General features: G+C 42.4%; 8 protein-coding genes. 5 read left to right on the top strand and 3 right to left on the bottom strand.

The genetic code is table 11. The features are described from left to right. Position 1: 1 nt before the first annotated feature. The gene (glpA, locus tag AB5542_RS01210; RefSeq protein ID WP_118305835.1) at positions 2 to 1,627 is read right to left on the bottom strand and encodes an anaerobic glycerol-3-phosphate dehydrogenase subunit A; all 1,626 of its coding nucleotides are present in this window, start codon (positions 1,625 to 1,627) and stop codon (positions 2 to 4) included. Between the two features lie 531 nt (positions 1,628 to 2,158). On the opposite strand from glpA, the gene AB5542_RS01205 reads away from it, so the two are divergent. The 5 genes from AB5542_RS01205 (at position 2,159) to AB5542_RS01185 (ending at position 8,658) form a co-directional block, all read left to right on the top strand. Next, positions 2,159 to 2,578, top strand: a complete 420-nt coding sequence (locus AB5542_RS01205) for a helix-turn-helix domain-containing protein (RefSeq protein ID WP_118305834.1) — start codon at positions 2,159 to 2,161, stop codon at positions 2,576 to 2,578. Between the two features lie 334 nt (positions 2,579 to 2,912). Then, positions 2,913 to 4,145, top strand: a complete 1,233-nt coding sequence (locus tag AB5542_RS01200; protein WP_118305833.1) for a site-specific integrase — start codon at positions 2,913 to 2,915, stop codon at positions 4,143 to 4,145. 185 nt (positions 4,146 to 4,330) lie between these two features. Continuing rightward, on the top strand, positions 4,331 to 5,731 hold the full coding sequence (gene pgtP, locus AB5542_RS01195) for a phosphoglycerate transporter protein PgtP (protein ID WP_087421611.1): 1,401 nt from the start codon (positions 4,331 to 4,333) through the stop codon (positions 5,729 to 5,731). A gap of 31 nt (positions 5,732 to 5,762) precedes the next feature. Further along, complete coding sequence (locus AB5542_RS01190; RefSeq protein WP_087421610.1) at positions 5,763 to 7,289, top strand: glycerophosphodiester phosphodiesterase family protein; 1,527 nt, start codon at positions 5,763 to 5,765, stop codon at positions 7,287 to 7,289. A gap of 19 nt (positions 7,290 to 7,308) precedes the next feature. Then, a complete protein-coding gene (locus AB5542_RS01185) occupies positions 7,309 to 8,658 on the top strand; it encodes a porin (RefSeq protein ID WP_027201626.1) in 1,350 nt (449 codons plus the stop codon). A 331-nt stretch (positions 8,659 to 8,989) separates the two neighbouring features. On the opposite strand, the gene AB5542_RS01180 is transcribed toward AB5542_RS01185, so the two are convergent. Together AB5542_RS01180 and AB5542_RS01175 are read right to left on the bottom strand one after the other, a co-directional pair. Continuing rightward, the gene (locus tag AB5542_RS01180) at positions 8,990 to 11,311 is read right to left on the bottom strand and encodes a BamA/TamA family outer membrane protein (RefSeq protein ID WP_279040681.1); all 2,322 of its coding nucleotides are present in this window, start codon (positions 11,309 to 11,311) and stop codon (positions 8,990 to 8,992) included. Next, entirely contained in the window at positions 11,292 to 15,962 is a 4,671-nt protein-coding gene (locus AB5542_RS01175) for a translocation/assembly module TamB domain-containing protein (RefSeq protein WP_279040679.1), read from the bottom strand. Before AB5542_RS01175 ends, AB5542_RS01180 begins: the two co-directional genes overlap by 20 nt. Positions 15,963 to 16,130: the final 168 nt, after the last annotated feature.

The following is a 16,130-nucleotide window of genomic DNA, read 5'->3' as shown; positions in this document are numbered from 1 at the left end:
GTTATTTCTTAGATGATGATGTTAAACCACAAACGCCTTCATAAATCCAGGCCGTATACTCACTCTCGCGTAACGTGTCTCCCCAGGCAATGGGCGACATCCCTTTCCATCTTTCGTTCAAGAAAGAAGCAAGATCTGCTTTGGCTCTATTCGTGCATACTTTATTCATATCGCTCATTAAACCGGCGGCACGACACGCACAAAGTTCTCCTTGGCAGGTTCCCATGCCAACGCGAGTTCTTCGTCTCAAGTCAACCAGATTGTTTACATCCAGCTCGTTTAAGGCGTATTTTGCCTCGCCAACAGAAACCTCTTCACATTCACATATCAAGCTATTGTCTAATGGCGTGTTTTCAGAAAAACGATCGGCCATATCCCCATGCCTGTAAATAGTCGAATTGCGTTGCGTAAGAGGTACGGATATAATTTTTTTGCTAATTTCTTCTATGCTCTCCCTTGAACCAGGAAGCTTTTCCGTGGCTGTCGTACAAATGGCTGAAAGGTTGAGTTTTTTACATATCAAATCTGTTGTCCACTCGGCCATCAACCGGTAGGTCATTAATTTTCCCCCCGTGATTGTGATAAATCCTTCCAACCCGTCACGGGTTGCATGATCCAAGAGCACGATTCCCCGACTTACACTTCGGCCGCTTGGATCGTTGTCAGACGCAACTAGCGGGCGCACTCCGGCATATGCTCTTAATATACGAGTTTGAGCCAGAATGGGTGCCATCTTTTCCCCTTCTCGTAACAGCACGTCAACCTCTTCCGGGGTTACTTTCATGTGATCAATTTCTTCAAAAGGTACTTTACTAGATGTTGTTCCAATGAGGCAGATCGTGTCGCCCGGAACAAGAATGTCAGCATCGGCTGGCTTGCGACACCTGTTCAAGACGATGTTGTTTACTCGGTGTCCAAAAATCAGTAATGCTCCTTTCGAAGGCAGCATATTTATATTAATATCCACAAGTTTTGCTATATTATGTCCCCAGATCCCTCCGGCATTGACAACAATAGTAGCATAATAGGATTTGATTTCGTTTGTTTTATGATCTAGAACTTTTACTCCAATCACCCGATTTTGTTCTCGTATGATCTCGATGACTTCTTGGTATGTGAGTATCGTTGCTCCATGCAGTTTGGCGTCCATCACATTGGATGCCGTCAGGCGAAACGGGTCCACGGCGCCATCCGGTACTCTTACCGCCCCGATAATATCCCGGTTTGCAGATGGTTCTAGACGTAATGCTTCTTTCGGGTCGATGATGTCCGCACGAATTCCCGCCTGCTTACATGCCTCGACAAATTTGGCCTGATAGCTGAGATCATCCTCGGGTAAACTGAGGAATAAACCATCTGTTTCTTCTACACAATGACTGGCAATTTTGCGGAGCGTCATATTCTCTTTGATACATTCTTCTGCGGACTCTTTGTCAGTCACGGCGTAACGGGCTCCACTATGCAATAAACCGTGATTTCTCCCCGTAGCACCGGTAGAGATGTCGAATCTTTCCAATAGAAGTGTCTTTATACCCCTGCGAGAGCAATCTCTGGCAGTTCCGGCGCCGGTAGCGCCACCTCCGATGATTATCACATCAAACGATTGTGTAGTTTCGTTCTGCTTCATGTGTATGAAATTTTATTTTTCACTACAAAGAAATGAATAAAACGAAATATATCAAAATTAAAAAGCAACTTTTTTACTAGAATCGAAACAAAAGAAAAGTATTTTAGTTTCGATTGAAATAAAATAATCTAGAAAAAGAAACATGTGCAGATCTTGTTTCAATAGATTCTGAATTCCATATTAAGAAAACCGAAGGATGTGGTTATTATTTAATTCTTTGTGTTATAGAAATATATGTGAGGTAGTTATGCGAAGAATTGTTACTATAAATATAGTATATGAATTTTGTGTATAATAAATTAGGTATACCTGAGAAATACAAAGAGGAGACAAAAGCATAACGGGAAAATGCTTTGTCTCCTCACATCACCAACCGATTAACATACCCCAATTGCTTGGGGATTTCACCAATAATCGCTATATTTGTAACAAACGATGTACGAAGGTAATACAAATTTGGATGAAAACAAATTTATGTTGGATTATTTTCGACAAAGTAACATAATTTATAGTAATTCTAAATAACACGATATGTCATTTTCAGAAAGATTACAAAAGGTAATGGACGAGCAGGGGTACACAAAATATAAAGTAGCGAAAGCTTTACATATGTCTGCAACAACGATTTCCAACTACTTAAAGAATAAAACAAAACCAGACACCACAAAGTTGGAAGTGATGAGTCGTTTATTGGGAGTAAATCGAAGATGGCTTCTAACAGGTGAAGGTGACAAATATCGTAAGGGTAATGCAGCAATGACGGAAACTTCTGGAGATCTTTCTGTACGGGATAACGACGAACTCACGGTTCGCCATCTTGTAGAAATTGTAGACAAACAGGCGTCCTCATTACAAGCTAGAGATGAAGAAGTCAGAAAGTTAATGACAATGAATGAAGTCTTGTTAGGAAAGTTGACTATCTTGTTGGAAAAATTGTTTGAAAAGCTTTAAGCGTCATACAATATTGGATTATATAAACTCCCTGTAATTTATCTTTGCAAGATGAAATATAGAGATTGCATTTTTGTTTCCTTTCAAATATTGAAATATAATAAAGAGTTTGTTCAGTTACTTATCCGTTACCTTGATTTAGCAAGCTGCAAATATACTTTAAACAATTCTTGTACTTTAAGTTTTACTTTTTAGAGATGAAAGAATTGCTTTTTTATATGTACTCTTGAATGATAAATGATGCAAGAGTAAACTTCATTATATCTAAAATTTGTCAAATGGGAAGTGTTTACTTTATTTCAACTTCTTATCAATTATAAAAAAATTAAGAATTATGCGTAGTACATTCAAGTTGTTATTTTACGTCAAGCGTAACGTTCCCAAAAGTGATAACAGCCTACCATTAATGGGAAGGATAACTATAAACAAGGGAATTGTTCAATTCAGTCTTAAAATGAGTGTTCCCCCTGAATTATGGGATAGTAAGGCAGGGAAAGCCATGGGAAAAAGTGAGAAAGCGAAAGATATAAACCGGCAGTTGGAACAAATTCGGGTAACAATAAACAATCGTTATCAAGAAATCATACAAGCGGGTGGAGGTGTTACAGCAGAACAAGTAAAAAATGCTTATTTGGGAATTGGTATAAAGCAAGACATGTTTCTCAAGTTGTTCGCTTGGCATAATGAATTATTTGCTCGTAAGGTAGGTAACGGTCGAACCTTGAATACGTACAAAAAATATTGTAATCTTTATAAACTAATGCAAGCTTACATTCTGAAAGAATATAATCGTGAAGATATATCATTAAAGGAATTAAATCTCTCTTTTATTAACGGTTTCGAGCATTTTTTACGTACGGTCCGGGGGTGTTGTACAAATACAATTTGGTTGTATATGATCGGAGTAAAGCATATTATCTCCGTTGCACGAAATGAAGGTTTGCTTGTTGTTAATCCATTTGCAGGTTATATGATTAGTCCTGAACAAGTGGATAGAGGTTTTCTTTCGGAAGAGGAATTACAATTGTTAATGAAAGCCCCCATGAAAAATAAATCCTATGAGCTTGTACGTGATCTATTTGTTTTTGCGGCATTTACGGGATTAGCTTATTCCGATATTAAAAATTTAACTAAGAATAACCTGCAAACATTTTTGGATGGCCATTTATGGATCATCACGCGTAGGCAGAAAACAAATGTCGATTCGAATATCCGACTATTGGATGTGCCCAAACGAATAATTGCAAAATATGAAGGCAAAACCGGGGATGATCGTTTATTTGCCGTTCCAAGTAACTGGTCATGTAATAATATATTGAAAAACATCGGTAAACAATGCGGATTCAAGATTAAACTTACTTTCCACGTGGGACGCCACACCTTTTCAACTTCGCTTACATTGGCGAAAGGTATGCCCATTGAAACCGTAAGTCGAATTCTAGGCCACACAAATATAAAAACCACGCAGATTTATGCAAAGATAACGAACGAGAAGGTGAGCAGGGACATGGAACTTCTTTCACAGAAATTAGCTGGATTAGAAAAACAACTAACAGCGACAATCTAGGCTTGTCGTGAACAACAAAAAGGATGAATAAATTTTTGAGGTTTTATCCATCCTTTTTATGATACAAAATACAAGTTAGAATAGCTACTAAGGCATTACCTCTTTATCAATCGAATTTTATTAACATACTTGTATTTAAGTTATTAGGTGGTTGTAAATGGTTTTTACAATAAAAATCTAATAACATGTGGAATTTTTTAAAACCAGCACCTCACAAGGATTTATTACCGGAAGGTAAGATCGACTCGACTTACAAGAGCCTGCGTTGGCAGGTTTTCGTCGGCATCTTCATCGGTTACGCCGGCTATTACATCGTGCGGAAGAACTTCTCGATGGCGATGCCGTTTCTAACAGACCCCGCCGGACCTTACGGGTTCGACAAGGGATCGCTGAGTATCGTGTTGTCGTTGAACGCGGTGGCCTACGCCCTGTCGAAGTTCTTGATGGGGAGCGTCTCGGATCGCAGCAACGCGCGGGTGTTCCTTCCCCTGGGGTTGGTACTGGCGGCCTTGTCCATGATGTTCATGGCCGTGCCGATCGAGCTGTTCGGGGCAAGCACGACTTCCATCGTGATCATGGCGGTGTTGAACTTCCTGGTCGGGTGGTTTAACGGGATGGGATGGCCTCCCTGCGGCCGCGTGATGACTCACTGGTTCTCCGTGAAGGAGCGCGGTACGAAAATGTCTATCTGGAATTGCGCCCATAACGTGGGTGGCGCTCTCGTGGGCCCGATGGCCGTGTACGGGGCCATGTGGTTCGGGTCGTGGTTCTACGGGGTGGACAGTTCAAAGTACTTTATCATTGGTACCTATATTTTCCCGGCGGCGGTGGCCCTGTTCGTGGCCTTGCTGGCGTACGTGTTGATTCGTGACACCCCGCAGTCCTGCGGGTTACCGACGATAGAGAAATGGCGGAACGATTACCCCAAGAATTACAGCGAGAAACAGGAAGAGGTCCTCACCACGAGAGAGATTTTCTTCAAGTACGTGCTGAATAACAAGATGTTGTGGTTTATCGCCATCGCTAACGCCTTCGTTTACATGGTTCGTTACGGTTGCCTGGACTGGGCCCCGACCTACTTGAAGGAGGCGCAAGGGTACGATATTAAAGAGGCCGGCTGGGCTTATTTCGCCTACGAGTTCGCCGCCATCCCGGGCACGCTTGTTTGCGGGTGGTTGAGTGACGTGGTGTTCAAGGGACGCCGCGCCATCACGACGATCATATTCATGGCCCTGGTGGCCTTGTTTATCTTCCTTTACTGGCAGTTCTCGGATAACTACATGATTGTCACGCTATCCTTGATCGCCATCGGTTTCTTCATCTACGGCCCGGTGATGCTTATCGGGGTGCAGGCGCTTGACCTGGCTCCCAAGAACGCGGCCGGGACATCGGCCGGGTTGACCGGGTTCTTCGGGTACTTCTTCGGGACGGCTATCCTGGCGAACGTGGTGATGGGATACGTGGCGGAAAGTTCATTCGGATGGGACGGGACGTTCGTGCTGTTACTGATCGCTTGCGCCTTGTCGATCGTCTTCGTCGGCTTTACTTACAAGGAGGAACAATACCTGGTGCAAAATAGAAAATAATGAATACCAAATAATTCAAATTTAATAAATTATGGTTAATAAATCATGGAGAATTGCAATGGCATGTAGCATAGCCTTGGCTTTCATGTCATGCGAAAATCAGAAATTTAACGACACGTTTGTTGACTCTGAGCGTGTACATGTAGACACCCTATCAACAGAATTACAAAAAGTGCGGGATTACGTTCCCCAGTATGCAGTAGTAGCTCACCGTGGTTCCACGTACTGGACTCCGGAAGAAACCGAAGCAGCTTACCGTTGGGCTCGTGAAATGGGCGCCGATTATCTGGAGGCAGACTTACAAGTTTCTAAAGATGGTGTTATTCTAGCCTTGCATGACACGGACTTAAAACGTACCACAAATATTGAAGATGTTTTTGGTGAAAGATTCCCGGAAAAAACAAGAAGGGAATATTATGACCTTTTAGGTTACAGCGCACAAAAGATCGATTCGTTGATTGACGCGGATAAAAAAGCATTCGTTCCCAACTATCCCTGTTCTTATACTTACTATGAATTGATGCTTTTGGATGCAGGAACTTGGTTCAATCAAGATGCTGTTAGTCAAGAACAAGCCCGTACAGGATTTTCTAGAAATCATCAATACATCTCTACTCTTCAGGACTTGATCATGTATTCCAAAGGATTCAAATTGGAAAGATATGCTCAAGATGCCCCACAACCCACGGGTCATGTAAATATCTGGGGAAATGCTTACCAAAATGAAAGAGTCGTAAAAACGATGGTTGCAACGAATGAAGAATTCAGTAATCCGGTAAACTTCGGTGTAAAAGATAAAGTTGTTCGTTATGGATTCGGCTATGTTAAAGATGATCTCGGCACGAGTGGAAACATCCCCGGAATTTATATCGAATTCAAAGAGCCGTGGTTAAATCCATCTAACTTTGAACAAATGGTATACAACGAGTTAAAAATGGAAAATGTAACCGGATTCGCTGAAAAGCTTAACATGAACATTATCGCCGGAGGTGAAGAACCTGAAAGCAATCCTTTCTACAAAGACGGTAAAATCAACGTTGGTAACACGAATGGAAAAGTTATTCTTCAAACTTTCTCGTTACAAAGTTTAACTCGCGTATGCGACCTATTTGATGGTCAAGTTCCGATGTGTTTCTTGTTATGGAAAGGAACCGGAGCGACAGACTTAACTTACGATGATCCTCAAGGATATGCCTCTTTCATCAACTTGGCAGTAAAATACAAAGCACATTTCATTGGACCCTGCATTGCCGGAGCCCCGAACAATTATCCTGAATTAAATTATCCGTGGCAACACAACTTGATTCACCGTGCAAAAATGAAGAACCACCCGTATTCATTCGATACTTATGACCAAATGGCTAAATATTTCGGCCAATACAACTGGGGTAGTGATGGTGGTTCCCGCTACGAAGCTCCTTACTTGGATGCATTCTTCACGAACCACACGGATATGAGTCTTCAATACATGGTTGACTTTGGTTACAGAAAATCTCCTGCACCAACAGAAATTCCTGATGCTCGCGAGGTACTGGATAATTTAGGTTACGAAAAATAATTTTTAATCGATTATTGTAATGAAAAAATACATATTATTACCTGCCATGATGGTAGCCGCAATGTTATCTACCACTGCAGTGAAAGCCCAAGAAGATGTAAATCCTTTATTGAAATATGTCAATAAAGAAAACGATCTTAAAGCAAGCATCGGTGGTCGTATGTTTGCAGACGTAGCTTATTATCACACGGAATGGACCCCGATGAAATCCGGTGCTGCCATCACGGACGCTCGTATTCATGCCTCTTTAACTTACGGGAAATTGTTTATCTACGCGGACTTCGGTTTCGGGAATGGCGAGTTCAGCCAAAAAAACCTATTCGCACAATATACCTTCAAAGAAAGTTTAAAAGGTATTCACTTGGTAAAAGCCGGTTATTATAACGAGCCGTCAAGTATGAGCATGATGACTAGTTCATATAACTATCACTTTATCAGCCGTCCGTCAGTTTCCCAAGCATTGGATCCGGGCCGATCACTGGGAGCTACTTACAAATTCTTCAACAGACATTTCTTTGCCGATCAAGGTATTTTCTCTCAACTGAAATACAACGAGCAAGAAGAGGGGTACCAGGGATTCAGCTTAAGTGGACGTTGGTTATGGAAACCCATCAACGATAACAACATCACCTTACAATTCGGTACAGGATTACGTTACCAAAGAATTAACGGTGGAGAGGTTTACCAAGATGGCGTTTATAAAACGAACATGCACGTGGCAGCCAATATGCAAACTTACGTGGATGAAACTACTAAATTTTTAAGTTGTGACCTTCCTTGGGCAAAAGATGCCTTCACCATCAGTCCCGAATTCTTATTCAAGAGCGACCGTGTATTTGCTCGCGGAGAATTCATCTGGAAAAAAGTATGGAAAGACCGTGATGATCAAACCTTGTTTGAAAGTCAATTAGGTGGCCAACAAAGTTGGACAAATGTTGAAGGATGGAGAAGTGGAAACAAATTACGTCCCACGATCATGAACGGTGGTTACGTGGAATTCGGTTACCTGCTTTGCGGTAAAGCTTATACCTACGATGACGAATACGGTTTATTAAAAGGCATGGGGGACAAAGGCGGCTTGGAACTCGTAGCTCGCTACTCTTGCACGAACTTAACAGATATTACTGACGGGGACATTTTCTTGATTGGTAATCACAAGTTCTACCCGAACGGAAAAGTTGTAGACTACCCCTATTCCTCTAGTATTGACGGGGGTACCATGCACTCGGTAACACTTGGATTGAATTATTCTTTCAATCAATACATTAAAATCATGGGAGAATATCAATATGCTAACTTGAGTAACGTATATTTCCCGGATGACGAGAATTTTCATCAACTGCAATTACGAGTAATGTTTGCATTCTAATTGTCAGGAAAATTTTAGAAAAAGAAATCACACCAAAAGAGCGTGTCCGCATGGCACGCTCTTTTATTTTAAACCCGGAACAAAATAAAGGGGAAGTAACGGGGAAATAGGCCACTCCAAATATCTCACAAATATTCTATCTAAACAGCAAAGCCAGTTGCTAAACGGGTTTAAAACCTAGGGGACACGTCAATCCCTCTTACTTGATAACTTAACTCCCCCTTAACTCTCACTTCATTCAAAATATAATCAACAAAAGGAAGGGTACGAAAGGAAATATCAAGCCGATAAAAGTATGACAATTCAAGTCATCTCACGCCAATATTTTTCTTTAGAACGGGTAACCGATCGCCAAGTGGAACCTTAAACCATCCTTGAACTTGGGGATATTATAATATCCCGACTTATCCGGATTCTTGTAAGGAGTATGCAAAGCAATTCCCAGATCACCCCGGAGTACGATAAAACCAAAGTCATAACGCAAGCCGAAACCTGTTCCCAAAGCAATCTCTTTTAACAAACCTGCTAACTTAAACTCTCCGCCCGGACGTTTCGGGTCATTCCGCAACAACCACACGTTACCGGCATCTAAAAAGATAGCCCCATTCAGTTGATACATGATTTTGAAACGAAGTTCCACGTTCCCTTCCAATTTAATATCTCCCGTCTGATCCAGATAAGCCGTTTTGTTATCGCTTTCCTGATGATAGCTACCGGGGCCTATTGACCGGATCGTGAACGCCCGGATACTATTCGCTCCCCCGATATAAAATTGCTCGCTATACGGCATCACCCGGGAATTCCCGTAAGCACAACCGATGCCCCCCATAAAGCGGGTTGCCAGAAGAGAGGTTTCCGTTATTTTACGGTACACGATTACTTCAGAGGTTAATTTCAAGAATTGCGAGTAGATATTACCGAACAATTTTTTGTTTTGCCCCTGATGATTTCCCGTGATATATTGTACGGCGGAAAGAATGTTACCTGCTGACATAATCGTATTCTGCCAGTACAATCGATTGGGATTCCGTCTTGTTGCCGCCCTGTCATAAGTGTACGAATAGGACATGGAAGGTATCAACTGATTCTTGAAACTCATCGCTATCGCCGGGTTATTCTCCATCGTTTCATCAAACTCTTTCGAAGTCTGCAACAAATGGGTGTACGTGATCTTCAAAGGTGTTATCGTATGATACACTCGCCACGAGCTTTGAAAATCATAACTGAGAGATCCCGTGAAAGAAAGCATCCGGAAAAAAGTATGGCGATTCAAAAAATCTACTCCTATTTGGAAATTCGTACGTTCGGCAAAATCCTTGCTACTTTTTAGGAAGTTAGGTACCAGCAAGCGAGGCAATGACAAACCGACGTTCACTCCTAACTCGTAAGAATTGATTAACCCGGAATTTGAATTTGTCTTTTTATCCCCAACTTCCCACTCGTAAGCCCCATTCAACTTAAAGGTCAAGTTCTCCCCGCCCCGGAATAAATTCTTATTCGTTATTCCCAACGACAAACCAGGCCCGAGCAAATTATTGGATTTAGAGGAAACATCTACTTCTATTTCCGTCTCTATCGGTAAGTCGTACACGGCATTAATACTAAAGTCTAGACTTCCGAAACCGGACTTTTTCACGCTATCCGCCCGGGTCACGTTCAGGTTGGTATATTTAAAAATTCCAAGCCGGGCCAGACTCGTTTGCGTTCGATTTTGTCGCCAGAACGAATAAGTGTCTCCGGGAAGTAAATGCATGGAACGAGCGAGAACCTTGGGCTTCACGTCCAACGGTTTCGTATATTTCACCTCTATCCCCTTATAAGACAAGGTATCTTGAGTTTCTGACTGATCGGAATTTTCCAGTACAAGTTCCACGTTTCCCACCTTGTACGGTTGCAAGGCTACCGCCGGGATACCATGTTTCAAAGCAATACGAACATCTGCGACCCGCCTTTCCCGTGTCGTGTCGACCAAAAATTCGATATAATCCGATTGGAAATAATAATACCCACTATTCCGGAACATTTTAGTTATCCGGGTTCGCTCATCTTCCATCGTGTACAAATTATACTCTGCCCCGGATTTTAGCAAGCAACCCCGTTGCGTTCTCTGTATCAGACTATCCATTCTCCCCGTCCAGCCCCAAAATTCAACAGTTCCCAGCAAGTAAGCTTCCGGCACGTAAACATTATAACTGATTTTCGCTTTCTTGGGATTCCGTTTGTTCGGAATAATCTCGTAGCTGGATTTCACCCCGAAATAACCGTATTCACTGGCAGCATTCTCCACCACTTTCAAACGTAGTTCCGGTTGTACATCAGAGATTAACACGGGTTTCTTGGCCAATTTTTTGTATAACCAATGTTTTAATCCCTTCTCTTTTTTCACGTTCCAATTATACACCCACAACCCAACCGGAAACGGGGAACGTATGTAAGGAGCATACAACGGGTTATTAGGCGGGAAACCTAACGGCCCGGAAATAGCCGAACTTTTCGGTCCCTCCAACTTTACCCCTTTGGCAGTCTCTATATTCATCTTTTTCACCCCGGTGTATAACACCTCGCCTTCGGTCAACCTCTTCGTCTGAGAACAAGAGCTAACCAATAGCATGAATACTATAATAACAAATAAACTATTTCCCAGACTTTTCATTTTCTATCGGTTCTATTTTGGATTCTACTTGTACTTTCTTTTTACGGCGGAATATATCCATGAATTTTTGGAAATTTTTTCTTAATACCACACCGATACCGGTTTGTGTCACTTCTCCCTCCAAGACGCTCTCGTAGCCCGTGTGCCGGAATATCTTCAGAAAAAAGTTCGGATTCTTTCCAAACACGTACTCGATGGCAATGTCATCCACAAGATTCTCCTCTACTCCCCCGGCCGCGGGGTCATTATCCGTGGAGATTCGCCCCCCGACTTTCACCCGTACCTTATTATTAAACAGTCGTTTCGAAAATTGATAAGAATAATCCGTTTTCTTGGATTCTCCTGCCTCTGACACTTGATTATAGGTATTAATACCAAACGTCAGATCCATGTTCTTCAAATGTTTCCGAGACCATTGATTCAATTCGTTTTCCACGAAATTATTCAGGGCATTATCAGAGGCATTGGACTTTGCCACCGTCCCCGGCCCGGAATAAGTTCCGTAAATCATCATGTTCATCGCCTCCTTTGAACGCTCCTCGGCAGTCATCGCTGCCAATTGGTTCTGTATCGTTATATCCCCTTCCGCAGCAAGATCAAACGTGATGTCCAGCTTCTCCAACGTGTTTGAAATCTTGATCATGGCATTGAACGTCACTAGGCGGGATTTCTGGCTATCATCCGTCACGCTAGCCGAAATTGTCTCCGCGGCCGTTATATTCAAGGTCGGGTTAGCCAGGTCCCCGGTCCATTCCACGAAACTACCGTCTTGTATCTTGAAATCCTTCTGCCCGATCACCGGCAGACCGTAAGAAACGATTCCACTCGTCAGAACGTATCTTCCCACGAGGCGGGTCTCTCCCACCGGATTCAATGTATAAGTCAGATTTCCCCCGCCATTTATTGCTACCCGGTTCTGCCCATTCGACGACAGCAACACATTCAACCCAACTAACGGTGCGATATTCACGGACATGAGCAAATCCAGATTCACGGAACTAACCTGCTGCAACTCATCGGCCGCAGCCAATTGAGTCGTGTCGCTGAACGAAACGAAACGTACAACATCCGCACTCCGGTCCGTCAATTCCAAAGGCGAAGATTTCAACGTGTAATAGACTTCACTATTATCCAACAAGTTAATATTTCCTCTGACCTTCAGATTATCCAGCATTCCTTTCAAGGTTGCAGAGAGATCAACAAACACTTTCCCGTAAACCATGGTCTCCGTATTTTCTTTCACCTTCATGGCTTGGAAATTCTTCGCTTGAACAGAGGCATCCATCTTTATGGCCGAGAAGGATGCGAAATCAACCGTCCCCAATAGTTCTAATCGCTGTTTATTAGGAGCAATCAACCCGAAATGATTAAAATCCAAAAGATTATCATGAATCACGATAGCCGAAGAATCTATCTTAAAAATAGTCCCGATCATCAAAGCTTCTATGGTTCCGTCCTTGAAACGCAAATCTCCATTTATCAATGGTTGATCCATTTGTCCCTTCACCTGAAAAGCCCCGATCATGTCTCCATCCAATTTCATTATACCCGGAGGAGTAAAGGCTCCCGTAACCCGCAAAGGGAATTTAGGGATGTCTATATCCAATGCAATATTTTTATCTTCAACCCCTGTCATTAATCTACCTTTGGTCAAAAGCGCCTTTACCCCATCCACCGACAAGGAAAAATCCACGTCATGCTCTGTCTGTTGCGACAATCGATATTTAATACCTAATCCCAAATCTCCCACACGCTCTTTCCCGTAATAAAATTCATCCACATTGACCGTCCCGTTAACATCAATCACGTTATTTTTGCTATACATCTGCACATCAATCCCTAGCAAACCGGATATATCCGGGATAAATGACAGCGCTTTAGACAAACCGCCCAAATCAACACCTTTAATATCTACAATCAAGGAGGCCGGTTTGTGATCTGCACCTTCTTCCGAAATCAAACGAATCCGCTTGTCTCCATTCAGCAATTGTAAGTTAGCTGCCGGAATTTCCCCTTGTTTCAAACGAATAAAATTGCCCCGGTTTATCTGCCATGAAACATACCCCAAGATAAGAGGATCGGGAGAAATACTCACGCTAAAAGCACTATCCTGCAAAGCAATATTAGCCCCGATATTGAATATTTCCCCTTCCTCGTTCGCGTGTTCACGTATTCTCACGTTTATCTGATCATACTCCACGTTTCCTTCCACGGTCAGTTGGGCCAATCCTTCCAATTGATCTTTAGCCCCGAAAACATCCACACCATAGCGTAAAGCCACATCCTTCTGCTTTGCATACATCAACACACTATCCAGAACGATTCCCTCGATATTCAATCCATAAACCTTCGAACTTAACCCGAAATCATGGGAAACATCTGTCCCTAAATCTATAGCCATTCGTTCAAAACGAATTCCGTTACTTTTCAGGTAACCATTCAATAAATTTTCTTGCTTGGCATCTATGGTTAACCGAAAATCAGGTAACAGTTCGTTCAATCTCACCATGTTAAAATCATGTTTCTCAATCTGCTCAACCAACAATCCGCTAGCTGCACTAAAACGATCGACTAACGTGTAGCCTCCACCATCCCCTTCAAACTTCATGGTCAAGTCTCCCGCCTTGACATCCAACAACGTCTTGTTTCGCAGACCGGAGAAAGTAATATCCAGATTTCCCAACTTACGAGTAACAAGATCCTGCAAAACAATATTCGAAAAATTAGCCCGTAAAGACGATGTACTGTCCGCCTTCAATTCTGCATCAACATTCAGTCCCAAGGAAAAAGCCATATTTTCCGACATAAAATGTAATCCTTTCAGATCTACATTTTTAATATCTCCATTCAAATTTATCTTGTACGCGTTCTCATCTGCCCATAACCGGAATTTCATTCCCAAATTCAATTCCTGATTATCACTCCATAGTTCCCCAGTTAACTCCCGATCCTTCAATGCCGCATCCAAAACGACATTTTTATAATCGTACCCGTTATAATACAAGGAGGCTAATTCAAAATCCACTTTCGCCATTGCCTCTTTCCAATCAAGGCCCCGGCCCGATGCCAAAAGATTAGCCGTGATCGCCCCCAACGAATCATTCGGCATGAATTTATCCAAAGCAAAATCTTTCAAATGAACTTCTGCACGGTAGGTATTTTCTTTCCAACCATAGCCCGCAACAGCACGTAATATCCCATGTCCGGGATTCAACTCCATATCCACTTTTGCCGTCTGATCCGCAATATTAACACCGGTCACTAATGACAGATGATCCGGAATAACCAATCCGGCCTCCCCATCCTCTGACAATAAAGGTGCGAAATACTCTCCCCGATCAACAACAAACGCTATATCTAATTTTCCCGCAACCTTTTCCATATCTGTCACGAATGCCACATTCCCCTCACTCCTCAAAGAAAAACCTCCCGTTGCACCAACATCAAAATGAGCAATATTCAACTGATCGACCTTACCCTTTATCAATCCTGACAAAGAAAAAACTTTATCCGATAACCAATTATTTAACTGATCATTGGAGTCCGGCATAAATAATAGCACATCCCGCCCGGCAATATATCCATCAATCGATAACTGAAAAGGAGTTTCCATGCCGAAATCACTTATCCCGGATTCCGCCCGAACATTCATTTTCAATTGACTATTACTCGTTTTTAAAATCAGATTCGACACGGTAGTCTGTTCACTTTCCAAACTGACCCGACAAGACAAATCTCTCAAATCTAATCCATTTCCTTCCTTGAAACGTAAATTTTGAACAATTGCCGCCACCTCAGTTCCCCGATTGAACACGCTATCCACCTTCAACGAAAGCGCTGATATACGAATTGTTTCCGGAAACCGCTCCGCATCAACAGGAACACTCATCGGTTTCATCAAAAAACGATTATCCTCCAACTCGACCGTCCCTACCCGAACTTGCCAAGGCATACTTTCTTCCGTCGCCACCCCTGCTCCACTTTGCTCCCCAGTAGATTCTGCCATCAGTAAATCGCAAAAACCACGAACCAACATGATTTTCTCCAGCTCAACAGTCTGTTTTTCCAAACCGACATCCATTCCTTGCAGTCGAGCCTCTCCCACCCCAGCATGGAATTCCCCCATAGGCAGCCCCTGTAACTGATAATCAACGCTATCGATTGTTACCTCTCCAACCTTAAAACGCCAGCGAACCGGCTCACTTCCCCCGGTTGTATCAACCACAGACTCCCCATCGCCCAAATTCATCCGGATTTTTCCTCCTTTTAAAGCAACGAAAGGGATCTCTGCCTCCTGTTGGGACAGATTCAACCGATCTACCCGAAGATTCAGTTCCTTCAAAACGACATTCATTTTCAATCCGGAAAGAGAGTCTCCGAAATTAACCGCTGCATTCTCCACGACTAAACGACGAACTTCAACTTCCTTCTTTAAAAGTTTTGTCAATGCAACATTCACCTGAATCACATCGGCATACAGCATCGTGTCTTTTTCCGTCTGTCCCAGATAAATATTTTCAACAGCCAAGTCAAGTGGAAATTTCAACAGAATCCGACCAACCGACAGTTTCATGTCCAAATTATTATTCACGTACTGCTCCGCCTGCCCTTTCACAAAATTCTGGACAGCAGGAACATATAAAAGAATCATGACAAGAACTATCAAAGAAAAAAGAACCAGGATAATTCTCAATATATATTTAAAAAGCTTTCGCAAAAATCTCATTTTCCTTTCTTCATCAAAGATTAATTAATTACAAAATTACAATTATTTCTCCAATTCGACCACTAGGAATAAGGCTTTTACCTCACATTTCCC

This window comes from Butyricimonas sp. RTP31003st1_G1_RTP31003_210430, assembly GCF_040920905.1.
Classification (GTDB): Bacteria; Bacteroidota; Bacteroidia; order Bacteroidales; family Marinifilaceae; genus Butyricimonas; species Butyricimonas paravirosa.
The sequence above is the reverse complement of the archived record's forward strand: the minus strand, read 5'-3'. Positions and strand labels throughout refer to the sequence as shown.

Excerpts from the sequence above, each read along its gene's own strand:
- AB5542_RS01175 (WP_279040679.1), bottom strand. The coding sequence starts at position 15,962 with ATGATTCTTTTATATGTTCCTGCTGTCCAGAATTTTGTGAAAGGGCAG.
- glpA (WP_118305835.1), bottom strand. The coding sequence starts at position 1,627 with ATGAAGCAGAACGAAACTACACAATCGTTTGATGTGATAATCATCGGA.
- AB5542_RS01205 (WP_118305834.1), top strand. The coding sequence starts at position 2,159 with ATGTCATTTTCAGAAAGATTACAAAAGGTAATGGACGAGCAGGGGTAC.
- AB5542_RS01180 (WP_279040681.1), bottom strand. The coding sequence starts at position 11,311 with ATGAAAAGTCTGGGAAATAGTTTATTTGTTATTATAGTATTCATGCTA.
- AB5542_RS01200 (WP_118305833.1), top strand. The coding sequence starts at position 2,913 with ATGCGTAGTACATTCAAGTTGTTATTTTACGTCAAGCGTAACGTTCCC.
- pgtP (WP_087421611.1), top strand. The coding sequence starts at position 4,331 with ATGTGGAATTTTTTAAAACCAGCACCTCACAAGGATTTATTACCGGAA.
- AB5542_RS01185 (WP_027201626.1), top strand. The coding sequence starts at position 7,309 with ATGAAAAAATACATATTATTACCTGCCATGATGGTAGCCGCAATGTTA.
- AB5542_RS01190 (WP_087421610.1), top strand. The coding sequence starts at position 5,763 with ATGGTTAATAAATCATGGAGAATTGCAATGGCATGTAGCATAGCCTTG.